Origin of the sequence: Sphingobacterium sp. (assembly GCF_032065005.1) — a bacterium.
Classification (GTDB): domain Bacteria; phylum Bacteroidota; class Bacteroidia; order Sphingobacteriales; family Sphingobacteriaceae; genus Sphingobacterium.
This window is the reverse complement of sequence record NZ_DAMBMM010000016.1, coordinates 15,103-41,342: the sequence shown is the minus strand read 5'-3', so window position 1 is coordinate 41,342 and position 26,240 is coordinate 15,103. Positions and strand designations below refer to the sequence as shown.

Sequence of the window (26,240 nt, the reverse complement as noted above, 5' to 3'; positions counted from 1 at the left end):
AAGCGTTATAAATAAAAAAATGAAAAAATCGATTTTAGTATTAACAGCATTAGCTGGTCTTTTTCTAGCTTCATCATGCCAAAGTTTCAAAAAAGGTGAAGGTGGTCTAGAATATAAATTCTTCGAAGACAAAGGTGGTGAAAAAGCTGTAGGTGGAGACGTTCTAGCCATGGATATTGTTGTTAAAACAGACCGTGACTCTTTATTGGCAAGTACGTATGATGTAGGATTGCCACAGATCGCTCCTGTAATCCCTGATTCATTGGTTCAAGGCGGATACGCTGGTGACAACAACACGATCTTGAAAATGTTAGGTGAAGGTGATAGTGCAACATTCAAATTGGACTTAGATACAATGGCTGCTAAAACAGGCCAACCAAAACCTGACTTCGCAGATAAATACATTCAATTTACTATCAAGGTTAAGAAACTTTTCAAAAAAGGAAGCTTAACAGATTCAGCTTTATTCGAACAAGTAAACAAATACTACTTGGCTGAAATGGAAGGTTTGAAAAAATCTGAAGAAGGAAAAATTGCTAAATACGTTGAGAAAAACAAATTGCAACCAAAGAAAACTGCAACTGGTCTTCAATACGTGATCAAAACTGAAGGTACTGGCGCAAACCCAGTTGTTGGTGATACAGTAGTGATCAACTATACAGGTGGTTTGACAAACGACAAGATCTTCGATACTAGCAACCCTGAGGTAGCTAAAGAAAAAGGTATCTTCCACCCAATGAAACAATACGAGCCATTGCGCGTTCGTGTTGGTCATACTCCTGTTATCCCAGGATGGACTGAAGGTCTTCAATTATTGAAAAAAGGTGGCAAAGCTACGTTGATTATCCCATCTTCATTAGGATATGGCGAGCGTCAGCAAAGTAACTTGATCCCTCCTTATGCTCCATTGGTATTTGACGTAGAAGTATTGGATATTATCCCTGGTCCAAAAGGTGATACTCCGCAAGTTATAGCTCCAACGGGTGCTCCAGTAGAAACTCCAGTTAACTAATAAGGAGTTCTTTTACAAAATTTATAAAAAAACGCAGTTTTCATTATGAGAACTGCGTTTTTTTATTCCATAGAACCAGATTAACTAACAATATATTAACTTTGGCAGCATGGAAGAGCAAATTGATCTGAAAAATCAGACTTTAACCGACACGCATACTCATATCTATTATCAAGCTGGAACCCCTAAACTGAAAGAACAGCTTGACCGTTGTTTTAAGAATGGTATCAGCAGACTGTTTCTTCCGAATGTTGATGTGGAGTCCATCGACAAGGTTTTCCAAACCGTTGAAGCCTATCCTGAAAACTGTTTCCCTATGCTTGGTTTACATCCTTGCGATGTAAAAGATGACTATCAACAGCAATTGGATCAGATCTACGCAAAGATTCAAGAGTCAAAGATTTATGCCATTGGTGAAATAGGGATCGACCTGTATTGGGATCAATCCACCCTTGAAATCCAGAAAGATGCTTTCAGAAAACAGATCCAATGGGCTAAGGACCTTGGACTGCCTATATCCATCCATTGCAGGGAGGCTTTTGATGAAGTCTTTGAGGTACTGGATGAAATGGCCGATGAGAAGTTATTTGGTATTTTCCATTGCTTTACCGGCAGCTTAGAACAGGCTCACCGCGCCATTGCCCTAGGATTCAAACTAGGAATTGGCGGCGTGGTTACCTTTAAGAAAGCAGGCTTGGATGCCGTGGTGAAAGAAATCGACTTACAACATATTGTACTGGAAACAGATGCACCGTATCTGGCTCCCGTACCTTTCAGAGGAAAAGAAAACGAAAGCAGTTATCTGCTTTATGTAGCGCAAAAGGTTGCAGACTTACATGAGATGGGAATTGAGAAGATCGCGGAAATAACTACCAACAATTCTAAACAAGTATTTAAGATTTAATTGATGTACAATATTTTTATCATTTATACCGGTGGCACCATTGGTATGGTAAAAGATCCAGAAACCGGAACTTTTATTCCTTTCGATTTTGAACTGATTGAAAAGAACCTACCTGACCTAAGTCGCCTGAACTATAAACTGACTGTGCACTCTTTTGAGCCTATCATCGACTCTTCCAATATGCGTCCAAGCATCTGGTTGGAGATGGCCAAGATCATCAAGGACAATTACGAGCTTTATGATGGTTTTGTAATCCTACATGGCTCCGATACCATGGCCTACTCAGCATCCATGCTGAGCTTCCTATTGGAAGGCCTACAGAAGCCTGTTATTTTTTCCGGTTCCCAATTACCCATTGGCGAAATCCGTACGGATGCCCGCGAGAACCTGATGACAGCATTGGAGATTGCTTCTGCCAAGAGAGATGGCAAATCCATCATCCAGGAAGTATGTATCCTTTTTGACAATAAACTTTTCAGGGGTAATAGATCCTTTAAATACAATTCCGACAAATTCGAAGCCTTCCGTTCACCTAACTTTCCCGTACTGGCCGAAGCAGGGATCCATATCCGGTACAATGATGAGGTACTGGCCAATAATGCCGGGCAGGACTTTATCTGCCATTACCATATCGACAACCGCGTTGGTGTTCTCAAGCTTTTCCCTGGCATCAGTCCCGAAACCATTAAGGCGGTATTGAATTCAGATGTAAGAAGCATTGTGATGGAAACCTTTGGTAGCGGAAATACCATGACCGATACCTGGTTCCTGGAACTGCTTCAAGAAGCCATAAAATCTGGAAAGAATATCCTAGATATTTCGCAGTGTAAGGTAGGTTCTGTAGAATTAGGCCGTTACGAGACTTCTCAGGGCTTAAAATGCATTGGAGTGCTCAATGGGTATGACATGACCTTTGAAACTGCTGTAACCAAGCTTATGTACCTTCAAGGTGAATTGGACAGCCAAGAGGACGTCGCACATTGGGTACAGCAGAGTCTGCGCGGTGAATTGACTAAAAATGATTAGTCAAAACTTCTGCAACGACAAAAGTACTTCCACCGATAAATATGAGGTCACCCTCTTGATAGTTCTTTAGGGTAGCTTCATAAGCTGCATCAATAGAAGCATATTCTTCCCCTTTTAGGCCAAATGATTGTGCAAGTTCAGCCAATTCCGCTGCTTTCATTGCACGCGGCATCTGGGGTGCAGTAAAATAATAGGTCGCCTGTTTTGGCAATAAAGGTAAAATATGCGAAAGATCCTTATCTTTCATTGCTCCAATGACAAAGTGAAGGTTATTGAAATTTAAGGTGCTCAGATTACGGACCACAGCCTTTATCCCATCTTCATTATGCCCCGTATCACAGATTATCCAAGGATCAGTTGACAAGGTCTGCCATCTTCCCCTCAAACCTGTTGATTCTTGCACCTCACTAAGTCCTTTCCTGATATCTTCTTCACCTAACTCATAACCCAACTCCCTCAATTGATCAATTGCCTTTAGCACCCCAAGGATATTCTTCTTTTGATATGAACCGGAAAGGTCCAATTGCCAAGTGATACATTCTTCTGTCTCTTTGTTTTCAACCGTGATATCCAGGCCTGATTGCTTCTTCTCAACCTGATGTACCTCATAATAGTCTTCAGCAAAAAAGATCGGGCTATCCCCTTCCTTGGCTTTGTTAATGAAGACATGCTCAATCTCACCCTGCTTTTCAGAAACAACCACCGGTACATTTGGCTTGATAATGCCCGCTTTCTCCCCTGCTATCTGCTCCAATGTATCGCCAAGGATGTTCATATGGTCCATGCCGATATTCGTGATCACACATAGCTCAGGCATGATGATATTGGTACTATCCAATCTTCCCCCTAGCCCTACTTCGATCACCGCAATATCAACTTGCTCTTTTGCAAAATAATCAAATGCCATGGCAACCGTCACCTCAAAGAAAGAAGGCTTAAGGTCTTCTATCAGCTCCCGATGTTCATTGACAAAATCAACAACAAGCTGCTCAGGGATCATCTCACCATCAATCCTGATCCTCTCCCTAAAATCCACAAGATGGGGAGAAGTGTACAGACCTGTTTTCAAATTAGACGCTGCCAATACAGAAGCAAGCATATGCGAAGTGGAACCTTTACCATTGGTTCCGGCAATATGGATTGATTTAAACTTTTGATGGGGATTGCCAAGAGCCTGGCAAAGCAAAAGAGTTTTGTCTACATCGGGATTGATGGCACTGGCGCCATCACGAGTAAACATAGGTAATCGAGCAAATAAATACTCGATTACCTCTGCAAATGTTTTCATATAATTAGAATTATCTTACTCTAAATCTGAAGGTAATTAGCCCCGTTTGGGTCTGAGGCGCATTAGGCAGTGCATTCAATCGTGCTTGTTCAACCGCACGGATACACTTTTCAATTAATCTGTAGTCAGCTATGGTAGTACCTTTCGCCTGTCTGGCACGCACGATATTACCACTTTTGTCCACGGTAAATTCAATCTTGACAATACCGGTTTGCTGGCCATTGTCATCTATCTTCGGTGGAACCGTAAAACGTCTGTTTTCCAGTGATAACATCGCATCACCAAATCCCGAACCACCTTCGCCATAGTTACTAGCTAATGGGTCCCCAAGTTTAGAACCTTGGTTTCCTGGAGTAGAACCAGTACCATCACCTGTACCTTGCGCATTATTTTTCTTGCCTTTGTACAAAGCATTAGGGTTCACTGCTGGTGTTGCGTTCTTTTTCTCCGCTGTAGCCTGCTCTGCATTTGCCTTCACAGGTTTCTCCGCTTTAGGAACTGCTGGTGCTTCCTCAACATCCTGTGTTGCCACCGCTTTATCAGCAATCTGCTGAGAAGGCGTAGGGATAGGTGTTGAATTCGGGTCTATCTTGTCCGGTTTCACATTGTTGGCATTCTCATCCATTGATGGTTCATCCACGCTCATGTAATCATCTCCCATACCTTCTGGAGACGTACCATAGTTTACGATGATACCACCCATACCGTATTCAGGAAGATTTTGACCAAATACAATAAAGAAACCAATAACGGCCAATCCAGCCATTACCAGTGATGAAATACCTAAAGCCTTTGGAAGATTATTATCTTCTCGATATTGATTGTAGTACATTTTCCTTGATCTCTTCTAATTCGACCTTCTACAGCCCAAAACGTTTAATAATAAATTATTAATCTTTCTTAGGCTCTGTTGCCAATACCATTTTGACCTTCAATCTGTTGGCAATATCCATTACCGAAATTACATTCTGGATAGGCACTGTACTGTCTGCATAAAGCATAACGGTCAATTCCTCACCAGTAGCAATATTGGATTGGATATAAGATTCCAGGTTCTCCAATGGAATAGCTTGTTTGTCCACATGGTAAACCAGATCGCTCGTGATCGAGATCGTCATGGTCTTCTTAGCCACCGACTGCTCCCCAGCACTGGACTTTGGCAAAAGCAATTTTACCACCTGTGGGTTAGATACTGCCGAAGCCAACAGGAAGAACAACATCAAGAAGAACATGATGTCATTCAGGGCAGCTGTATGTACTTCTGCAGCGGGTTTATTTCTTCTATTACGTAAATTCATTTTTAGCCTTTCAATAATGGACCAGGTCTAGCTTACATGCTAGGCTCATCCAATAAATCGATAAATTCAATTGCATCAGTCTCAATGCGCAAGATCAAGCGCTCTACCATCATGTTCAGGATATGGTAACCGATATAAGCCAAGATACCAATGGTCAGACCTGAAGCCGATGCGATCATCTTAACATAAAGACCTCCAGATACCGAACCAATATCGATACCACCGGCCATCTCCACATCACGGAATATCTGGATTACCCCAAAGATCGTTCCTACGAAACCTAACATGGGAGCAATACCGGCAATGATACCCAAGATATTGATGTTTTTCTCCAAACGAGATACTTCCAACTTTCCTTGGTTTTCAATCGCCCCTTCAATATCCTTGATCGGACGACCTACACGTGTCAAACCTTTCTGCAACATTCTTGATAATGCCGAGTTGTTGGAACGACAAGCAGCCATAGCAGCATCGATTTTTCCAGACAATACACTGCTCTTCACGGAAGCTAATAATCCACCTTCGGATTTACTGGCTTTGCGAATAGTGATGTATCGTTCAAAAAAGATGACCAATCCCAAGAAAAATAACAATAAGATTGGAATCATAATCCACCCACCCTTCATCAGAAGTTCAAGCAGGTTAAGGTTGTCTGTTGTAGCTAATGCTACCGGTTGTTGTTGTACTTGATTCAAGGTATCAACGATTGCAGGGTTTTGTACTAATGACATAGTTTATTAACGTATTTTGTGCTGTTTGATTGATTTACTTGTTTATTTTTTGATGCCAAGCATCCGCAACATAATGTTTCCTTACATATTTCAGGGCAGAATCCGCCTGTTCTTTTGTTTCATAAGAATCCCAGATCACTTTCTTCTTGTTATGTGCAAGATTGCTCGGTATTACCCGTACAGATTCTATTCCCGCCTTGTTAAATGACTCCGCCTGTTCATAGGCCTGAGCCAAAGTAGCATGCGTTCCAATAACGATCTGATAAGTGTGATTTGCAGGGATCAAAGGATTGTACACCTTCTTACCTGTATTGGTATTTGCTGTACTGTCTACCGGTGTAGCCGTCACCGTACTGCTTGTGTCCACAGGTTTTGCAACAGAGCTGTCAGGTTCTACGATACCGGCATTCAAAACGCTATCTTCCTTCTCCTCGATTTTGCCTGAGTTGTTTGTATGGTTGATGTAAAACAGACCAGCAATGACAACAATAGCCAAGACCGCAGCCCAAATATACCATTTTGATTTACCAGTGGCCTGAGGTTCCTCATATACCTCTGGTACGACATCCTGTTCTGCCACAGCGACTACCGGCTCTTCAACGACTTCTTCCTTCTCTTCCTCTTTTGGCAATTCCGTTTCAGGCTCAGGGCTCGTAGGTTCAACTACTTCCACCTGTTCAGGGACCGGACTCGCTGCACCTTCGATCGGCTGCAATTGGAATCCGCTCAGATCCTCAGCCTTAAACACCAGAGATGAGCCATGCTTGATCAATTGCCCCAAATGGTTCAATGTCACCGATCCATTCTCTTTTATGGTTTCCAGCAGATTTAATACGGCATCATGCACGTCAGCCTCTGCCGATTGTCTAGAGGTTTGTTTCGACTGTTGGATGTAATCTATAAAATCAACACCATCAGTAGATTTCCCGTCAAATTCCAAATATGTCACTGGAGGCAAATACACTCCGCGGCGATCATCATATACAGAAGGCGTGTGAATGCGTTTGAAAACTCCCAAACCCTTCACATACACCTCGTTTCTATGCTTTAATAGCTGATGAATGTATCTTCCTAAATCCATTTATTCCTTTGCTGCTGCAAATTTAAAGTTTGTTAGATTAAAACGAAAAATTTAGACCACCTAAAATATTGAAACCTAATTTAGGGTAGTATAAATAACGTTGGTATTCTGTATTCAACATATTATTTGCCTTTACAAAAACACCTAGGTATTTCGTTGCTTTATATTCTGCTCCAGCGCTCAGATCAAAGAACGATGGAATGGTTTCCTTTTTATATGGGTTACCATCAGGCACGCCATTTAAGTAAGTGAACTCTTGAGCATAAGCGTTTCCGTGGAACAATGCCTCTGCATCAATGAACAATTTCTCAGAAATATTGAATCTCGCATTTGCCGCTAAACGCATTTTCGGCATATGCCAAGCCTCCTCCTGCTCAACCATGGTATATTGATCGATATTCAGGCGACCACCCAAGTTCACCAATGAAGATAACCTCACATTGATCTCTCCTTCGATTCCCACATGCTTAACCGCATCGTCTCCATTCCCATCATAAACCAGATCAAAGTTGAACGGAGTTTCCATATTGTTCACGAACATGGCCATGCTTTCTACTTTTCTGTAGAAACCTTTTACCTTATATCCAAATGTCGCACCGGCATTACCCTTGATACCACCATAGATATTCATACGCTCCACTGTATTTTGGATATTGGCATTTGGACCTAGATATGGGTTGATGCGTGTAAAATCACGGAACGACCCTTTTTCTACATTTCCTGTAACCCCTCCAAAGATGTAGAAGTACTCAGGCGCCAATGCAAAATCAACTTCTGCTTCTGGGAATACGTTGAACCTAGAGTTATCGCCAAATTCTGAGACGATATTTGCTCCCAAGGTAATGTTGTAGTTATCTCCCTTGAAACGGATATACGGATTGATCGAAGCAATCGAGTTATTTAATTTTCCGGTAGAGGTATTTACTCCCTTCAGACCGTTATAGTCTAATGCCACATTCGCACCTGCGTTAAATGCGCGGTAGCGTTTGTTCAAGTAACCTGATAACGCAACGGAATTTTCTCCAGCCTCAAACTTATCCTTGTAGGTATAGGCATCCGCTTTTACCGAGTAGCTTAATGCATCCTCATTCGCAGGATCATAATTGCTGGTCAATTCTCCACTGAAGTAAATATCATTGAATCGCTGTGCCTCGCGGGTCGGATTGATGGTAGATCCATCTTGGTTAGTTGGAATACCATAAAAACGGGTTCCATAACCATTGTAACCAATTAATCCATCCAAAGTAAACTTAGGTAAGATACGGCGACCAAAAATACCGATCTCCTGTCTCGAGAATTTCTGGTCTTCCAAATTTCCTTTTTGGCTAAGGTGTTTTGCGAATCCACCAAAACGGATGTCTTCGTAATCTTCCACTGCAAAGTAAGCTTCACCCAAGATGGTATTGAAGTTACCCGCACCAAATTTCACATAATTACTCTTATGGTCCATGATCCTAGAAAATGGAGTTTCCATGATCTGTAATTCACTAAGGCCCGTATTGATGTCTAATTTCTTGTCAGGAACATTGCCATAGTTTAACTTAGGCATGTATTCTCTTTTGTTTGACATGTCAGGACTACGACGGATTTTTACTGCATCAGCAAGAATAGGTCTATAATCACGAACGATATCAAATGAATCCAATGTTACGGGACGGTCGGTGGTATCTCTTTTTTGAGCATAAGCCCCTACACCCATCCCCAACATTAAGGTTAATATAGCAGATTGTTTAAAAACAGTATTCAACTTCATCTTTTCCTATTCTTATTTAATTTTTTCCAATAATTGTTTCGCTTCATTCAAGATACCATCTTCAGTGTTCTCATAATTGTCGATTACACTTTCCAATGTTGATTTAGCTTGGAATTTATCGCCCTTGCCCTCATAAGCCTGAGCCATTACAATAAATCCTTTCGCTACCCAATAGTCATATGAAGAGAAGGAATCAGATATATCCAGTGCAGATTTGATTGCACCATCGTAATTTTTATTTTTCAATTGTTGTTCCGCAACCAAGAATCTCGCTTCAGCTCCTGTCTCTGTTTTAGATTTCAAGGCAGCCAAGTTCAATTCTTTCATACCCTCAGAACCTTTTGAAGTAGATAGATATGCTTTTGCAGCATAGAGATGTGCTTTTGCAATATCCTCTTCTGAAGATTTCTCGTACTTCTTGATGATATTCGCATAAGTCAAGGTCTCTGCATAATCACCCATGTTGTAGTAACTTACCAATAGGTTGTTTACTGCCCATCCGTAGTTCTCCTTGTATTCTGAAGTCAACTCCAATTTCTTCAACACCTGTACAGCTTCATTATAAGCTTTATTTCTCAAGTGCAGTTTAGAAACCGAGATCAAGGTACGCTCTGTATAGGCCGAGGTCCAATCATTCATGATGATATTGAAATCATGCATTGCCTCGGTATCCTTGCCTAGGTTCGCGTTACTTTCTGCACGGATAAAACGAGCATGTTTCTCTTGAATTGGTTTAGGGAATTTATCAAAGTATGCATTCACTGCTTCTACAGCTGCTTGCCAGTTACCACGGTCAAACAAGGTACGCGCGATAGAGAAAGTATGTGAATCTTGTTCAGCTGTACTTAGGTCACCGATATTAGTGCTAGTAGCATAACGGATATACCCAGAAGCATCCCCTTTATCCAAATAGATGTTCTCGATTGATGCCAACGCTTGCTTAGCCTCATCCGTTGTAGGGTATTGGTTTACCACACGTTGGAAAGTGGCTAATGCCGCATCGTTATCATCCTTGTTGTATTGTACCAGACCGATCGTTGTCAATGCTCTAGGAACGTATGAACTTCTTGGGTATTGCTCAACCATTTTTTGCAAACCATCAATCGCACGATCATGATCACCCATTAAGAAATAGGTATAAGGGATTTCAAATGCCACATCATCTGCATAGTTCGATTTTGGATATTTCGCCATAACCGAATTCAAGGTTGAAATCTTACCATTATTATCTCCCTGAAGACCTAAAAGGATACCTTTTTGGAACAAGGCATAGTCCTGACTCTGCGCTCCAGAAGCGATCAAACGGTCGTAATAGTTTGCTGCCTTGCTGTAGTTTTTGATAGCTAGGTACGAGTCCGCTGCACGAGCCATCGCATCGTTTCTGGTATTCAGGTCGATGCCATCCTTTCCGCCACCGGCTAGGAAACGCTCGAAGTAATTTGCCGCCGTACTGTAATTGTCTGCTCTGAAGGCAGCATAGGCTAAAGCATAATTAGCATAATTGTATACCTCTGTTTTTCTAGCTGCCGGCAATTGCAAAAATTTATTGAATGCAGCTACAGATTCTTTATACTTACGGACCTCATACATCGCTTCCGCTTTCCAATAGGTCGCCAATGCATAGATCTCTTCATCATAGCGATTAGCTTCAGAACGCATGAACATAGAAATGGCATTTTCAAATGCACGCTCATTGTAGTATTCTAACCCGCGGTAGTAAGTTACTTTTTGGTATGCAGCATTTGCATCTTTACCTCTATTAGGCAGGTCTTCCAAAACATCCACCGCAGCACGGTAGTTTTTGGTGCTTAATAAAACCTCTGCCAATAAAGTCTTTGCCTCTTCTTGGCGCTTTGACCTTGGGTAAGTCTGCATGTATTCATTGATCGCATCCAAGGCTACTTGGTGAAACTCTAGATCGTAGGACAGTTTTGCATAGTTGAACAAACCTTCTTCTTTCAATTGCGGATCAAAATCTAATTTTGAAGCTCTGAAGAATGCGTTCCGTGCGCTTTGCTTATTGCCTGTTTTCAAGAATGCATCCCCTAAAGTGATCATGGCACTTTGGAAATAGGCATCCGGTTCTTCCAATTTCTCCAATTCAGAGATAGCTTTTTCGTACTCTCCTAATTTATAGTTGATATAACCGATTTGGTAGCTATCTTGATTGTTTTGGGTTTTGCCTTGATCCTGTGCTTGGAACCTATCGTAAAAATCTTTCGATTTCTCCAAGTCACCTTTGATGAAATAGGTTGCTGCGATGATACGCAACATCTCCGTCTCACTCTCCTGCTTGGTGGTTTCCAGCTTAGGCAATGCATAACTCAATACATCATCATAGCGCTTATCCAAGAAGTATAAGGCCGTGATGTAATATGGATAACTGTTCTCATAAGTTTTTGATCCTTCCAGACGTTCAAACTCATTCAGTGCAGTTTTATATTCTTGGTTTAAATAGCTTAGGTAAGCCGAGTAATAGATGGAAGCCTCTTGGTACTGTCCTCTTAGATCTTTCAGTTCGTTGAAAACAGGTCTAGCAGCCTCATAGTCTCCCGTCATAAATTTTGCATAGGCCAATTTGAAACGGTATTCGGTGTTTTCTGCTCCAGCTAAATTCTTGCTGTCAATCTTTTCAAACCATTCTATGGCTTTTGGATAGTCTTTTTGAGCATAATAGGACTTTCCGATCTGGAAATAGGCTGCTTTGGAATTAGCACTTGCTGGATAATCTTTTATGTATTTTAAGAAGCGGCTCTCAGCATCTGTTTCTCCCAACTCTAAGGCACAAACAGCTTGATAATATCGAACATTCTCTTTGAGTAAGCTTAATTCCTTCGTTTCGTCCAACTGAAGTGATGATTTCGTCCTGATCTCCTCAAACTTATCAAATTGTTTTGCAGCAGAACTGAACTTCCCTCTTTCATACAACTCCAGCCCATCCTTGTAGGCTTTATTCACCTCTTGCCATGCAGAATGTTGCGCCAATACCGGTGTACTCAATAAGCTCATCGCCACACCTAACTGGTAAATTTTTTTATACATATGATTGAATACTCCTTAAAATGAATGCGTCAGTATTTTTATTGAAAATCGAGCTGTAACACCTTGACAAGATGGTACAAGCCTTCAACCTACGAAATTAATGGATAACTTCAATGTTTTCCTCAAAAGTTGTTAACAACTGTGGATAACCTGAGCTATTTAACTTTATTTAACATTAGGTTGGGAAGTGAGATTTGAGATGCGAGATATGAGACATTTTATTACGTGATAATTGTTAATACTATAGGTTTCATTCCTCAACTACAGTGACACGTTCCGAAAATCTTTACGCTAAATAAAGACGTGTTCTTCTTATTAATTATTGACTTCCTAAGTTCAAAAGTTGTTCCAACATCAATAATTTTCAAATAAAGTTTTGAACAAAACATTCACAGAAAAAAGAAGCTTGAAATCAGATGATTTCAAGCTTCTTTTCTATTTTTTAACTATAATGGTTAGATTTCTATCTCATATCTCAAATCTAACTTCTCATATCTCTTAACCCCTCTTCCCTGCCAACAAATACAGAACGGCCATTCTCACGGCTACTCCGTTTTCTACTTGGTCTAGGATGATGGAATGGCTGCTATCCGCTACATCCGAGGTAATTTCCACCCCACGGTTAATTGGTCCAGGGTGCATGATGACGATTTCCTTATCCAATGAATCTAGGATCTGTTTGTTCAAACCGTACAACATGGAATATTCGCGCAATGAAGGGAAGTAAGCAATATCCTGACGCTCCAACTGGATCCGCAACATATTAGCTACATCACACCAGTTCAAAGCCTTCATAAGGTCATGCTCTACCTTCACGCCCAGGGAGGTAATATATTTGGGAATCAAGGTAGTTGGTCCACAGACCATCACCTCAGCTCCTTGTTTCTGTAAACATAAAATATTGGACAATGCTACCCTAGAATGAAGGATATCTCCAATAATGGCGATTTTCTTTCCTGCAACCTCACCTAACCGCTCACGGATAGAAAATGAATCCAATAAAGCTTGGGTAGGATGTTCATGGGCACCGTCTCCAGCGTTCACGATCTGGGCATCCACATGTTTGCTCAAGAAAACACCGGCACCTGCATAAGGATGGCGCATCACGATCATATCCACTTTCATCGCCAAGATATTGTTCACCGTATCGATCAGCGTTTCACCCTTACTTACTGAAGAAGAGGATGCTGCAAAATTGACGATATCGGCAGACAGGCGCTTTTCAGCTAATTCAAAAGAAAGACGCGTACGGGTTGAGTTCTCAAAGAACACATTGGCAATGGTAATATCACGTAAAGAAGGTACTTTTTTGATTGGACGGTTCAGTACTTCCTTGAAATTTGCAGCCGTATCCAAGATCAATTGGATATCGTTGCTATTTAAATCCTTGATACCTAATAAATGGCGGGTACTAAGTTGTTCAGATGTTGACATTTGTTAAACAATAAAATCTTTCTATTTCTTTTCGGTGATCAACACAATACTATCGTTATCATCCACCTCTTTCCAGCTTACAATTACTTTTTGCGAATCAATCGAGTCGACCTGTATACCTATATAGTCCGGTTGGATAGGAATCTGTCTCGAAAAACGACGGTCTACCAAGACCATTAATTCAATTCTGTTCGCCCTACCAAATGCTTGGATCGCATCCATCGCAGAACGGATAGTCCTTCCGGTCCAAAGTACATCATCAACCAAGATGACATCCTTGCCCTCTATTATAAAATCAATTACCGTACTGTTCGCAGCTAATGGACTGGCGCCTTTCATCCTGAAATCATCACGATAGAAAGTAATATCCAAAATACCCAATGGCACTTGAACTCCGGTCATTTCTTTGATTTCCTGTACTAATCTTTCAGCTAAATAGGTACCTCGAGGTTGAATTCCAATGATTACAGCGTTGGAGAAATCTCCATGGTTTTCAATTAATTGTTGAGACAATCGCTTGAGCGTAATCTGAAACTTCGGTCCATCTAATAATATCGATTGTTTCATCTATGGATTTATTTAGGCAAACTTAAGGCATTTTTTCCAAAAATCGTAATCTAAGCCACATTGGATTGGAAAAAATAAGGCAGCATAAGATGGTTTAGTGAATGCAGGATGCAAAGGATGTTTTGAACCAGGATGGAAAGGATCAGAGGATGGACCAAGATTTGGATTTGAACCAGGATGCCCTTCGGCAAAGCTCAGGGTACGGGATGAGAGGATGGACCAAGATCATAAATAACATTGGCACCCAAAACAATTTTTAAACCCATTACTCTATTGGCGTATCGAATACGCCCTCCGCTAATGTCCTGTCATCGTTAACCAAAGGTTAACGAACTGTACGCCAATGCAGGCTTTAAACTCATCAAGAGATTAGCCCTATACTTTTAAACCAGGATCTCATCAACAAGCTGCCAATGAACATGTTAGTTAGAACTGTGTTTGTAGTCTTTCACGCCCATATTTATTTATCAGAAGGATATTTTTATCCGCCATACATCCCCAGCGGGGATGAATTATTTTAGCAATGGTTTTAAACAATATAGGGTTAATGCAAAAACGATGTTCGATTAATCGAACATCGTTTTTGCGCGACCTCCAGGCTAACGTGCCATGTTTGCTAAAATAATGGAACCCCGATAGGGTTCTATATTTAAATTAAAAGAGCTAATTTATTTTCATTGCCAACATGCTGACATCACCTTCCAATAAATTTAGCCCAAATTTTTAATTCTCTCTACAAAAAAGGATGGCCATCTTTTCAGACGGCCATCTTTATTTTATACACTCATAACTTTATCTATCGCTCATACCAAAATATCTTGACACAAATGAATCATTAATCTTTTGATTCGGGTAATTTTTGGACAAGTACTCTATAGATTCTTTAGGCAATAAAGTAATCCTAATATCTACCTTCATTTCTACGTCTAAATAGCTCATTAATTGACTCTTCGAATACGTCCCTGGAATAGAAACCATCCTGTCAGACCCAATAAATAATTGGCCTGAACTACTATAATATCTGATCATTGATGGAGCAATCATCAACATGTAATCGCGAGCACCTACTTTATATTGTTTAATGATTTCCTTCTTATTACTTGGATCCAAAACAAACCATTCACCTCCATTTATCCTTGCCTCATATGTTACAATCCCATTGCTATAATATTGTTGAATATCACCTACATTAATATAGACATCCGCTGTAGTAGAAGAATATGTAGAATAACCAGGTATCCAAGTTGTAGAATAATCAGAGCATGCATCACAATTTCTTGAATAATCAAAGTACTCTTTAATTAAGACCCTTTTCTGTAGAGTTGAAGATCCCTTTAAAGAAATTGGCGATCCCCAACCATTATTAGTTTTTGGTCCATAAAAATCCATTTTTGAAAGATCGATATAGAAATCTCCTAGATTACCGGAATAAAAACTTGGAACAACTTTTCCACTTAAGATAGTATTACCGTTTGTCCCATTTTGACCGTTTACACCATCTGTCCCATTTTGTCCATTTTGACCGTTCTGACCATTAAGACCATCTTTTCCATTTAATTCTATCGCTGTTCCCCAATTCCCCGATTTTTTAGGACCAAAAAGCTTTTTAGAATTTAAATTCAGGTAAAAATCACCGTCTTTCCCAATTGCGCTGGTTGGATCAGTCGTTCCACTTAAAATGGTACTTCCGTTTTCACCTTTAATCCCTTGGGATCCTGCAGCACCCGGAAGGCCTTGTTCACCCTGAGCACCTTGAGGACCTGGAGCACCTTCTTTTTCACAGGCAGAAAAACTTAATAATAGAGCAATGCAGATCGCATTAAATACTAGTTTCATATGATTAATAATTATGTTTGATTTGCCGCAAAAGTAGCCATACAAACATATTTAAGCATACGGTTTACCGTAATTCAATAAATAATAAATTGTTATCGGAGGTGCTTTTTTGGGGAGGGATAAGGCCAATTTGGCCCTTGATCCATCCTCTCATCCATCCCATCCTGATTCATTCCATGATCTTGGTCCATCCTCTCATCCCGTACCCTGAGCCCTGCCGAAGGGCATCCTGGTTCAAATCCAAATCTTGGTCCATCCTCTTATACCTTCCATCATGGTTCAAATGCCTAACGGGCGAATGCAATTCGCCCCTACCAAGCGTATTAAACTGCGGAAAATAACATGGCCCGCCTGATAGCGGATAAATCCCCCATCCCCACAAAAAAAAGGGTTGCCGTTCGGCAACCCTTTTTCCTTTCAAAGCAAAAATCTTATTGACTTGCTGCTTCGTATAACGGTCTATAAGTTTCAAAGATCTGATTAACTTCTTTCAAGAGATCTTGTTGTTTGGCATCCGTCAATACTCTTTGGTAATTCTGGATTGCTGCCAAGCCGAAACGCATATTTCTAAATTCAAGGTTAGGCTTAGTTTCAGCGATGTTCATGTAGTAAGCCATATTTTCGCGAAGAAATTTCAGGTTTCTTTTCACGATTTCATTTGCTTTCTCGGCTTCACCTGATTTGTACATAGCATCAATCAAAGAGGTATAAGAGAACACTTCCGACATCAAGTAAGGACGCTTAGGCAAATTCTCATAAGCATTGTTCACCAATTTCTTAGCCTCGGTATTCTTGCCCATTGACAATAGGTTTTGAGCCGTTTCGCCAAAGATATTACCAGCATACATGCTGATATAGCGGTATGAATCTGGATCTAGGTATTTGGAATGAGCGATATTACCCCAAGTGAATTTGTTGATGATATTATTGTAAGTTCCCTCCACATCGGTAATCGGTCCTGAAACTTCACCTTCAGCAGCTAATGCAACTGGCATCAGGCGCATGGCAAAACCTTCTGAAACCAAGAACTTCTCTAGACCGATCATATTCTCTTCTGGAGTAGTTGAAGTAAAATAGATAGGACGCTTCCATCCGTTGTTTGCCAATAGAGCCATGATCGAAAGGTCAGCTCTACTTACGATACCTCCACTGTAATTCCACTGCATGGTATCGACGATCGCATCTTCCCACTCCTTAGGTACTACTTTGTTAGCGATTACAGCTTGCTTATCAATCTTCAACTGCATATTCTTCGTTGGAAGGATATTTGCCCAATCTCCACTTTGCAACTGAACCTTATATTGTTGTTCATCGGAAAGCATGATTTGCAATAGATCCTCAACATCTACATAGCCAGGGATATTCATATCACTGAAGTAGATTACATCACGAACACCATCCTTGATTTTCTCAGGATCGATGTTCAATGGCAATGCATCTGCATCATTTACCTTGTGCATCATCTGTTTCATGTACCAATCTGCACTTAATAAACTTAAGTTCACGACACGCACATCCGTACGGAAACCTTCAACCTCTTGAACATACCATAATGGATAGGTATCGTTGTCACCATAACTGAACAGGATGGCATTCGGCGCACATGATTCCAGATAATTCTTTGCCATATCACGGGCCAAGAATTTCTCCGAACGGTCATGGTCATCCCAGTTTTGGCTAGCCAATAGAACCGGTCCGCAGAGTAGGGAAACGGCAGTTGCCCCAATGGCCGCATTTTTGGCATTCACTTTCTTCGATAATAAGTCTGCAATCCAGATGACACCCATACCAACCCAGATACAGAACGCATAGAAGGAACCTGCATAGGCATAATCCCGTTCCCGTGGCTGCAAAGGAGTTTGGTTGAGGTACAATACGATGGCAAGACCTGTAAAGAAGAACAATAAGGTCACTACAGAAGCATCACGTTGCTGTTTCTTGAACTGCCACATTGCTCCTAAGATTCCCAAAATCAATGGTAGGAAGAAATATGTATTTCTACCTGCATTTTCCAATTCTGAAGTTGGAAGGGCATATTGACCCCCCAATCTTGCATTATCTATCGGCTTGATACCCGAAATCCAGTTACCTTCGGTAAATGAACCCTGCCCTTGTTGGTCATTTTGACGACCTACGAAGTTCCACATAAAGTAGCGGCTGTACATCTGTCCAATCTGATAACCAAAGAAGAACTTTAAGTTATCGACCATCGTAGGTACTTCATCCGGACCTAAGTTCAAGAACTCTCTATAATAGGATTCATGTTTATCGGAATATATACGTGGAAACAAGGTACTGTGGCTCCATGTATAATCGAATTTTTTCTTCGCTACGACATATTTATTTCCATCCTTACGGTAGATATTTCCTGTCTCAAATACATCAGTAGGTTTAGCATCAAAGTACCTTCCTTTTAACAGAGGCTCATCGCCGTATTGTTCACGGTTTAGGTAACTTAAGAAGGTAAACACGTTGTCAGGATCAGAGTTGTTCAAGGTTGGGTTCGCCTTTGCCCTTACCATGATCATGGTAAATGAACTATATCCAAAGATTACGAATGCCAAACTCAACAAGGAAATATTCAAGATAGGTTTTACGTTTTTCCAGGAATACCAGATACCGAAAAGCAACAGACCAGCAACCAATAAAGTGAAGAAAGTAGCACCTGTACCAAATCCAAGACCTAGACTGTTTACGAAAAACAGGTCAGAAAAAGCTGCAAATTTGATCAGAAATTGAATTACTCCCCATAAAACCACGGCTAATACAATAACCCCAATGATCAAGGCTTTGGCAATACCGCCTCCAGTAACTTTGGATGTTCTTCTGAAATAGATCACCAATGCTATCGCTGGAATAACCAATAAGTTCAATAAGTGAACGCCAATAGATAGTCCCATCACATAAGCAATTAGGATCAACCAACGGTCTGCGCCTGGCTCATCAGCTTTAGCTTCCCATTTTAGTATGGCCCAGAACACGACTGCAGTACACAATGAAGACATGGCATAAACCTCAGACTCAACTGCTGAAAACCAGAATGTATCCGAGAAAGTATAAGCCAATGCTCCTACAACCCCTGCTCCCATGATCTTGATCAGATTACCTTCTGAGATTTCCTCTTTAGCGCTCAAACTAACATAAGCTTTCTTGGCAAGTGCAGTAATGGTCCAGAACAAAAAGGTAATGGTCAAACCACTACAAACTGCCGACCCCACATTCATCCAATATGCAATTCGGGAATTGTCACCCATGGCAAGATTGGAGAATAAGTTTTGGATCATCAAAAATAAGGGTGCCCCCGGCTGATGCACAATTTGTAATTTGTACGCCGAAGCAATAAATTCACCTGTATCCCACCAGCTTGTTGTCTTTTCAAGCGTCAAAATGTAAGTCAGTGTAGCAATAATACCCACTACCCATCCTAACAGGTTATTGATTTTTTTATAGTTCATACTAAAATATAGAAGGGTTTTCTAAAAATTATGCTTCGAAAATAAGGAATACAAATTATAATTAGACAAATAGTTTCTAATTTCTAGCAGTAAAAACCCATAATCTTAGCTACCGATAGTCTAATGAAAGATAAAGTGAAAAAATATCGGCTTGAAAATCAGTATATTTAATAATTAACGCACTTTTTTATTTGCAGAATAGAAAACTCGACGTATATTTGCATCGTCAAAAGGGAACAACCTGATGACAAAACCACAAAAGTTTGCCCAATAGTATAATGGTAGTACGACGGTTTTTGGTGCCGTTTGTCTTGGTTCGAATCCAGGTTGGGCAACTCAAAAAAAGGCTTGAAACAATGTTTCAAGCCTTTTTTGGTTTTATGGAAAACCGAAATACCAAAATCTTTAAAACTTTGATAATCAGCTATTTGATTCATGTGGCTAAAAATTAGGATTTCAGAAGTTACTACACAATCCAAAACCAGCAGCCATTCGAATCTTATTCTGCAAAACAGAAGTTTCAGTCTTGCTTTTATCCCAGTCTTATTCGAGACATATTCGGGAATTAACCGAAAATCCTAAGCCGAGACGTCCACTACTGATTAGGTCATTTTGCGAAATTTCGGAATATGTCTCGAATAAGGCTAAAGAAAAACCCAAAATCTCTGCTTAAAACAATCTAGGAACAGGCTAATTAAACCCATGCAGAAATGCTATATTCGAATATTATGGAACTCCACCCTCCTATTATTAGGTATTTTTTAATGCGAGTTATTTAAGCATATTTGACTTTTGCTACTCACATGAAAAAAAGCTTCTACCTTTTTCTTTTTCTTCATATCAGCATTGGGGTATTTGGACAGCAATCCTTAAAGCCACACCCGATTGTGGATAGCTTAATCCATGTACAAAAAACAGGGAAAACAGACAGCATCAAAGCGCGAGCAAACTTTCTGCTTTCTGATTATTATTATAAAGATACAACACTCTCCAAAGCCTACCTAGAATCGGGAAGAAAGTTAATACAGAACAACAATTTACTGATCGGTCTTTACCACCATTATTATGCAGGCATTTATTTTTACCTAGATTCTGAAATTGCCATTCGGGAATATCAATCCGCTATTGAATTCTTTGAAAAAGTACATAGCAAGGAAAGTCTTGCCTTTCAGGCGAAATCATGGCATAATATCGGGGTACAATACCAATTCCTTGGAGAACCTAAAAGGTTTATAGAAATCTTGATCGACCATAGCATCCCCCTTTCCCAAAAGGCACAGGATCATGGTCAGACTGCACTCTATTTAGGCGAGATTGGGATGATGCTCATGAATAACCAGGATTACCAGACTGCTTCCCAATATTTTCATAAAGGATTAAAGACCATGGAGGCTCATCCGCCCGTAGATCAGGCAGATCATTTGGAAATACTCGTCAATACCGCTCGGAATTTTCTATTCCTAAAAAAACTGGATTCCGCAAAAATATTTATTGACAGAGCGGAACAGGTCGCTATGGAAATCAGGGACAACAGCCTTTACTATGATTTCATTGCCGTCAAGTCCAATCATCTCAATGAATCAAATCAGTTCTTAGCTGCAAAAAAAATATTATTACCCGCTATTGAATCGGCAAAGAGGGATAATGTATCCGATTCGCATACCTATAAAATCAATGCACTTTACTTCCAGCTGTACAAGGCCTATTTTGGTAGCAACAATTTCCTACAAGCCAAGGACGCTCTTTACAAAGGCATGAAATACGAGCCCTATAAATCGGCAATCAACACGGTTATTCGATATTCCAAACTGGCCGAGGTTTATGAGAAGCTTCATGATTACCCATCGGCCTATAGATACGCGCGTCAGGCATTTCAGATCAGGGACTCCGTCTATAATGAGGATTCCAGGAAGGAAATCAACGCCATGGAAAAAAGATTGCAATTGTCGCAAAAGGAAAGACAGATCAACCAACTCAAATCTGACAACGAGCAGATCAGTTTAATCCACAAAAATCAACAGTTAATTCACAGTCTAATAGCAGTAGGGAGCTTTATTCTCCTTTTGCTGGTTCTTTTCTTGATCTATGTTTTCCAAAACAATAGACGGACGAGCAAAATAAAGCTCAATATGTTGGAGCAACAGAATAAAATCGAGGTAGCACAGGCAGTCATGCATGCCGAGGAGAATGAAAGGCACAGGATAGCCCGAGAATTGCATGATGGATTGGGCGGAACCTTATCAGCCATCAAGTATAAATTATCGATGGATTCCGAGAGCAACACGCCGGCATTGATGAAGGAAATCAACAAGCAATTAGAAAACTCGATATCAGATCTCAGGGGTATTTCCAGGAACCTGATGCCGGGTACTTTAATACAGTCTGGATTGGATATAGCACTCAAGGATCTTTGTGCATCCTTAGCCACGGAACACCTACAGGTGGAATATCATTCCTTTACAATCCAGGACAGCCTTTCAAAAGATAAACAACTAAATATCTATAGGATAATCCAAGAATTGCTGACCAATAGCATCCGACATGCTGAGGCTAGTAAGATCTTGGTTCAGTGCAGCCAGGCAGAAAATAAATTTTTCATAATGCTTGAGGATAATGGCAAAGGATTTGACAAAGAAATCTTGAAAAACAACATGGGGATGGGAATAAACAATATCAGAAGAAGGATTGATCTGATGCAGGGAATTTTTGAATTGGATTCCACGATTTCCGAAGGGACAACGGTTAATATTGAATTAAATGTCTGAAGGAAGGAAAAAACTAGCATTAGTCGACGATCATCCTATCGTAATTGAGGGACTTAAATCAGTTCTGTCCAAATGGAACAGGCAATATGATTTAATCTGTTTCTCTAATGGCCTTTCTATTTTAGATTATTTGCATGATCATCATATCGATATTGTCCTATTGGACATTTCTCTGCCAGACATCAATGGCCTAGAAGTCTGCAAAAAAATAAAGATAGAAAGTCCGAGGACAAAAGTCATTGGGTTGAGTAATCAAGCTGAGTACAGCGTAATCTCCATGATGCTTGAAAACGGGGCTTCGGGTTTTCTACTCAAGGAGGTTCCGTCGCAAGAAATTATGGAAGGATTGGACCAAGTGGTAAGAGGTGAAACTGCTTTGAGTGCGGAGGTCAAGAACATCCTGTCGAGCCAGTCGAAGCAGACCCAGAGTTTGCCTTCGCTTACGAAGCGGGAAAAGCAATTGATTCAATTGCTGGCTCAGGGAAAAACGACTAGCAAAATTGCTTCTGAACTATCCTTGAGCAAATTTACAGTAGATACTTACCGTAAGAATCTGCTGCAAAAGTTCAATGTCAAAAACAGCAGTGAACTATTGGTGTTACTCATAGAGAACAAGATGATATAATTCGTTGATAACAAATGCATCAAAATTTAAAAAAGAGCGAAAAGGATGTAAGGATATTGTAGGCAAACCCTATTCATATTTTATATTCTGAAACATTTATCTAACTTTGCGGCTACATAAAGTTAATAGGCTCAAAAGAAGCTTTAAAATGCTGCAGAAATCGAAATATCAATATAAAAACCCCAATAAATCATTTCACCATGCCTTTGCAATTTAACACCGTAAAATTATTTGCTGGTTCAGGAACTTTAGAACTAGCAGGCAAGATTTCAAAATCTTACGGAAAACCCCTAGGAGACATGACTTTGTCGAAGTTTTCTGACGGCGAAATTCAACCATTCTACAACGAATCTGTTCGAGGTAGTGATGTGTTTTTAATCCAATCTACCAATCAACCCACAGACAATCTATTAGAGTTATTGTTGATGATCGATGCAGCTAAGCGTGCTTCAGCGCATTACATCACGGTAGTTGTTCCCTATTTTGGGTATGCACGTCAGGATCGTAAGGACAAACCACGTGTTGCAATAGGAGCAAAAATGATCGCAAACCTAATCACTGCTGCTGGTGCACACCGCATCATGACCATGGACTTGCATGCTGCTCAGATTCAAGGATTCTTCGATATCCCTGTTGATCACTTAGATGGTGCCATTATCTTCGTTCCATATATCAAATCGTTGAAATTGGAAAACTTGATGATCGCTTCTCCAGACATGGGTGGATCTTACAGAGCTCGTACTTTTGCTAAATTCTTCAATGCAGAGGTTGTTATCTGTGACAAACGCAGAAAACGTGCTAATGAAATTGAATCGATGTCCATCATCGGTGATGTTACAGGACAGGATGTGGTATTGATCGATGATATCTGTGACACTGCAGGGACGCTTTCAAAAGCTGCTGCCCTAATCATGGAAAATGGTGCAAGATCTGTTCGCGCAGTATGTACACATGCTGTATTATCAGGTAAAGCATATGAAACCATTGAAAACTCCGTATTATCAGAAATGATTGTTACCGATACGATCCAACTGAATCCGGAGAAGGCTGCTCAAAGTACAAAAATCAAGGTTCTTTCTACCGCGGATCTATTTGCAAATGCTATCAAGAATGTAAATGAACATGGTTCTATTTCGGATTTATTCGACGTTAAATAAACCATTATTCTCATAGAACAAGGGAAAGGATGCTTCAAAAAGGCATCCTTTCTTCTTTATGGAGATGTAGCCCTCAGATTAACAGCAATTTATTTTCGCATTAGGGCCAAAAAATCTTTCAGCAATTCAATTTAATGATTATCTTTGCACCTCAAATTTTAATATATTAAAACATGAAATCAATTGCTATTAGCGGTTCTGCAAGACAGAACGTAGGGAAAAGAGATGCTAAGGAATTGCGTTACGAGGGAAAAATCCCTGCAGTTCTTTACGGTGGTAAAGAACAAACACATTTCTCGGTATCCGCAGCTGATTTGAAACCAGTTCTTTACACTCCAGAAGTTATCTTCGTAGAATTGGAAATCGGTGGCAAAAAATCAAAAGCTATCGTTCAAGAAGCTCAATTCCATCCATTAACTGACGAAGTTACTCACGTAGACTTCTTACAATTATTTGATGACAAAGAAGTTTCTGTGAACATTCCAATCAAATTGGTAGGTACTTCTCCAGGTGTTAAAATGGGTGGTAAATTAGTTCAAAAATTACGTAACCTTCGCGTTAAAGCTCTTCCTAACAACTTACCTCAAGAAATCGAGGTTCCTATGGAAGGTCTTGAAGTTGGTAAATCTTACCGCGTAGGCCAAGTAGCTTTAACTGATGCTAAAGTATTAAACAACGCTGACGATACGATCGTTTCCGTTACTATGTCACGTGCTCTTCGTCAAGCTGAGCAAGAAGCTGCGAAAGCTGCTAAAGGTGGTAAAAAATAATTTACTGGCACAGTATAAAAAAATTGAAGGCATCGAAATATCGATGCCTTCTTTGTTCAAACTAAATATATAAGAGTTAAATGTTTCCTAGATCTTGGATGCTTCTTTTTCAATAGAATCTATGGTTGGAGCATAGTCGACCCCTAAACCTTCCTGTTGGTAGACCAATTCGCCCTGAGCATTGAATAAGCTGATGATATTGGAATGCGAGAAATCAATTGGCGATATCTGTTTATAATTCACCGCCAAGGTTGCTGCAAACTCCCGGGTATCTTCCTCATTGGACCTCAGGAATATCCATTGCTCCCCATCCATTTCATTTTCAATGGCAAATTGCTTGAGCCTTTCCGGCGTATCGACCTTAGGATCAATACTGACCAATAAGAATTTAATCTTGTCCTTGTTCTTGGACTTCACCGTTTTTTCAATATGGCGCATATCGGCGACCAATCTTGGGCATGCAGCCTTACAGGATGTATAGATCATGACCGCGACCACGACATTTCCCTTTAGATCTTTTAGTTCCATTTCTTGCCCATTCTGGTTGGTCCAATGCGAGGGGAGGTTATAAACGGAGAGATCAGAAAGTGAATCAGTCAGGGTAGGCTGTTTGAGCTCTACCTGGGTGCTCGTTTCAGCATTTTGGCAAGCTTGAGCCAATAACCCGAACGCAAACAAGGCCATTAATAAATTCTTCATCATATCATTATCTATTTTACATCTCTTGCGCAGCGAAAACCAAGGTTTCTACCGCTATAGGAAGCTTTCATGCTTCCCCGAAAAGCATAGCGCATAAAGGCAGCGTAGTTCATGAGGTCGGAGGCATTTACGGAAGCTCCTCCGCAGAACAGGTTCCCATCCTCCCCTTTATCCTTCCTGGACTCACCGGTCAAGAAGATACTGTTAAAATCGGAAGTCCATTCCCAGACCAATCCATGCATATCATATACACCCCAATAGTTTTTAAAGGTACTCCCTACTTCATTATCATAGGTCCTAGCCGTCTCATACCAACTTAGGATATATTGATTATAGGATTTTTTGGTCCTTGCATCCATGGTTTTGGCATCCGACATCGCTGCATACTCCCATTCATCCATGGTCGGCAAACGCATTCCTTTACTTTCACAGAACTTTTTGGCGGCATACCAGGACACATTGGTCACTGGAGACTTAGCCTTTGCCGGTGCATAATCAAAATCAGACTTCCAATAAGCCAAATAGCTTTTATCAGCAAACAATTTTTTGATCTGCGATTTGCTATAGCTTTTATTTGTCTTCAAAAATTCCAGGTATTCCTGATTGGTGACCGGGAAAACATCCAGATAGAAAGCTTTCACTGCAACGGGTCGCTTATCTGCCGTACCATATAATGGCACATAGCTACCCTTTTTGATCAGGACCATATCTTGTGCTTGGGCGGCCTGAAAACTGAGCAGGCCCAACAGTAGATATCTAAAAATTTTCCACATCATCAATTCTCCTAGAGTCTGGGT

The 26,240-nt window shown here is 40.5% G+C and carries 20 protein-coding genes and 1 tRNA gene; 8 read left to right on the top strand and 13 right to left on the bottom strand.

The window, feature by feature from the left end:
• The first annotated feature begins 19 nt into the window (after positions 1 to 19).
• The 3 genes from RT138_RS18080 (at position 20) to RT138_RS18070 (ending at position 2,942) form a co-directional block, all read left to right on the top strand.
• Entirely contained in the window at positions 20 to 1,012 is a 993-nt protein-coding gene (locus RT138_RS18080) for an FKBP-type peptidyl-prolyl cis-trans isomerase (protein WP_185213458.1), read from the top strand.
• A 109-nt stretch (positions 1,013 to 1,121) separates the two neighbouring features.
• Entirely contained in the window at positions 1,122 to 1,916 is a 795-nt protein-coding gene (locus tag RT138_RS18075) for a TatD family hydrolase (protein WP_313191775.1), read from the top strand.
• 3 nt (positions 1,917 to 1,919) lie between these two features.
• A complete protein-coding gene (locus tag RT138_RS18070) occupies positions 1,920 to 2,942 on the top strand; it encodes an asparaginase (RefSeq protein WP_185217747.1) in 1,023 nt (340 codons plus the stop codon).
• On the opposite strand, the gene RT138_RS18065 is transcribed toward RT138_RS18070, so the two are convergent.
• The 11 genes from RT138_RS18065 to RT138_RS18015 form a co-directional block, all read right to left on the bottom strand.
• Entirely contained in the window at positions 2,929 to 4,230 is a 1,302-nt protein-coding gene (locus RT138_RS18065; RefSeq protein ID WP_313191774.1) for a folylpolyglutamate synthase/dihydrofolate synthase family protein, read from the bottom strand. The two genes, RT138_RS18070 and RT138_RS18065, sit on opposite strands and share 14 nt — an antisense overlap.
• A 10-nt stretch (positions 4,231 to 4,240) precedes the next feature.
• Positions 4,241 to 5,062 (bottom strand): energy transducer TonB, encoded by an 822-nt coding sequence (locus RT138_RS18060; RefSeq protein ID WP_185217745.1) that lies wholly within the window; start codon positions 5,060 to 5,062, stop codon positions 4,241 to 4,243.
• A gap of 58 nt (positions 5,063 to 5,120) precedes the next feature.
• Entirely contained in the window at positions 5,121 to 5,528 is a 408-nt protein-coding gene (locus tag RT138_RS18055; RefSeq protein WP_185213453.1) for an ExbD/TolR family protein, read from the bottom strand.
• Positions 5,529 to 5,560: 32 nt separating this feature from the next.
• Positions 5,561 to 6,259 (bottom strand): MotA/TolQ/ExbB proton channel family protein, encoded by a 699-nt coding sequence (locus RT138_RS18050; protein ID WP_185213452.1) that lies wholly within the window; start codon positions 6,257 to 6,259, stop codon positions 5,561 to 5,563.
• 34 nt (positions 6,260 to 6,293) lie between these two features.
• Entirely contained in the window at positions 6,294 to 7,340 is a 1,047-nt protein-coding gene (locus RT138_RS18045) for a hypothetical protein (RefSeq protein WP_313191773.1), read from the bottom strand.
• Positions 7,341 to 7,377: 37 nt separating this feature from the next.
• Positions 7,378 to 9,093 (bottom strand): TonB-dependent receptor, encoded by a 1,716-nt coding sequence (locus tag RT138_RS18040; RefSeq protein WP_185213450.1) that lies wholly within the window; start codon positions 9,091 to 9,093, stop codon positions 7,378 to 7,380.
• Between the two features lie 12 nt (positions 9,094 to 9,105).
• Complete coding sequence (locus RT138_RS18035; protein WP_313191772.1) at positions 9,106 to 12,135, bottom strand: tetratricopeptide repeat protein; 3,030 nt, start codon at positions 12,133 to 12,135, stop codon at positions 9,106 to 9,108.
• Between the two features lie 498 nt (positions 12,136 to 12,633).
• Positions 12,634 to 13,569: an aspartate carbamoyltransferase catalytic subunit gene (locus RT138_RS18030; RefSeq protein WP_313191771.1), complete on the bottom strand. Its 936-nt coding sequence runs from the start codon at positions 13,567 to 13,569 to the stop codon at positions 12,634 to 12,636.
• A 21-nt stretch (positions 13,570 to 13,590) separates the two neighbouring features.
• The gene (pyrR, locus tag RT138_RS18025; protein WP_313191770.1) at positions 13,591 to 14,136 is read right to left on the bottom strand and encodes a bifunctional pyr operon transcriptional regulator/uracil phosphoribosyltransferase PyrR; all 546 of its coding nucleotides are present in this window, start codon (positions 14,134 to 14,136) and stop codon (positions 13,591 to 13,593) included.
• Positions 14,137 to 14,928: 792 nt separating this feature from the next.
• Positions 14,929 to 15,972 (bottom strand): hypothetical protein, encoded by a 1,044-nt coding sequence (locus tag RT138_RS18020; protein ID WP_313191769.1) that lies wholly within the window; start codon positions 15,970 to 15,972, stop codon positions 14,929 to 14,931.
• Between the two features lie 431 nt (positions 15,973 to 16,403).
• Positions 16,404 to 19,427, bottom strand: coding sequence for a DUF2723 domain-containing protein (locus RT138_RS18015; RefSeq protein ID WP_254529483.1), 3,024 nt, complete (start codon positions 19,425 to 19,427; stop codon positions 16,404 to 16,406).
• Between the two features lie 264 nt (positions 19,428 to 19,691).
• On the opposite strand from RT138_RS18015, the gene RT138_RS18010 reads away from it, so the two are divergent.
• The 5 genes from RT138_RS18010 (at position 19,692) to RT138_RS17990 (ending at position 24,744) form a co-directional block, all read left to right on the top strand.
• A tRNA-Gln gene (locus RT138_RS18010) sits at positions 19,692 to 19,762 on the top strand.
• Positions 19,763 to 20,230: 468 nt separating this feature from the next.
• Positions 20,231 to 22,192 carry a sensor histidine kinase gene (locus RT138_RS18005; RefSeq protein ID WP_313191768.1) on the top strand — a complete coding sequence of 654 codons (1,962 nt, stop codon included), beginning with the start codon at positions 20,231 to 20,233 and terminating at the stop codon, positions 22,190 to 22,192.
• The gene (locus RT138_RS18000; RefSeq protein ID WP_185213443.1) at positions 22,185 to 22,817 is read left to right on the top strand and encodes a response regulator; all 633 of its coding nucleotides are present in this window, start codon (positions 22,185 to 22,187) and stop codon (positions 22,815 to 22,817) included. The genes RT138_RS18005 and RT138_RS18000 overlap by 8 nt, the downstream gene beginning before the upstream one ends.
• Positions 22,818 to 23,017: 200 nt before the next feature.
• On the top strand, positions 23,018 to 23,974 hold the full coding sequence (locus tag RT138_RS17995) for a ribose-phosphate pyrophosphokinase (protein ID WP_185213442.1): 957 nt from the start codon (positions 23,018 to 23,020) through the stop codon (positions 23,972 to 23,974).
• Positions 23,975 to 24,147: 173 nt separating this feature from the next.
• Positions 24,148 to 24,744: a 50S ribosomal protein L25/general stress protein Ctc gene (locus RT138_RS17990; RefSeq protein ID WP_185213441.1), complete on the top strand. Its 597-nt coding sequence runs from the start codon at positions 24,148 to 24,150 to the stop codon at positions 24,742 to 24,744.
• An 87-nt stretch (positions 24,745 to 24,831) separates the two neighbouring features.
• Here RT138_RS17990 and RT138_RS17985 read toward each other — a convergent pair whose 3' ends face one another.
• Both RT138_RS17985 and RT138_RS17980 read right to left on the bottom strand, forming a co-directional pair.
• Positions 24,832 to 25,446 carry an SCO family protein gene (locus RT138_RS17985; protein ID WP_313191767.1) on the bottom strand — a complete coding sequence of 205 codons (615 nt, stop codon included), beginning with the start codon at positions 25,444 to 25,446 and terminating at the stop codon, positions 24,832 to 24,834.
• Between the two features lie 8 nt (positions 25,447 to 25,454).
• Positions 25,455 to 26,219: a formylglycine-generating enzyme family protein gene (locus RT138_RS17980; RefSeq protein ID WP_313191766.1), complete on the bottom strand. Its 765-nt coding sequence runs from the start codon at positions 26,217 to 26,219 to the stop codon at positions 25,455 to 25,457.
• Positions 26,220 to 26,240: the final 21 nt, after the last annotated feature.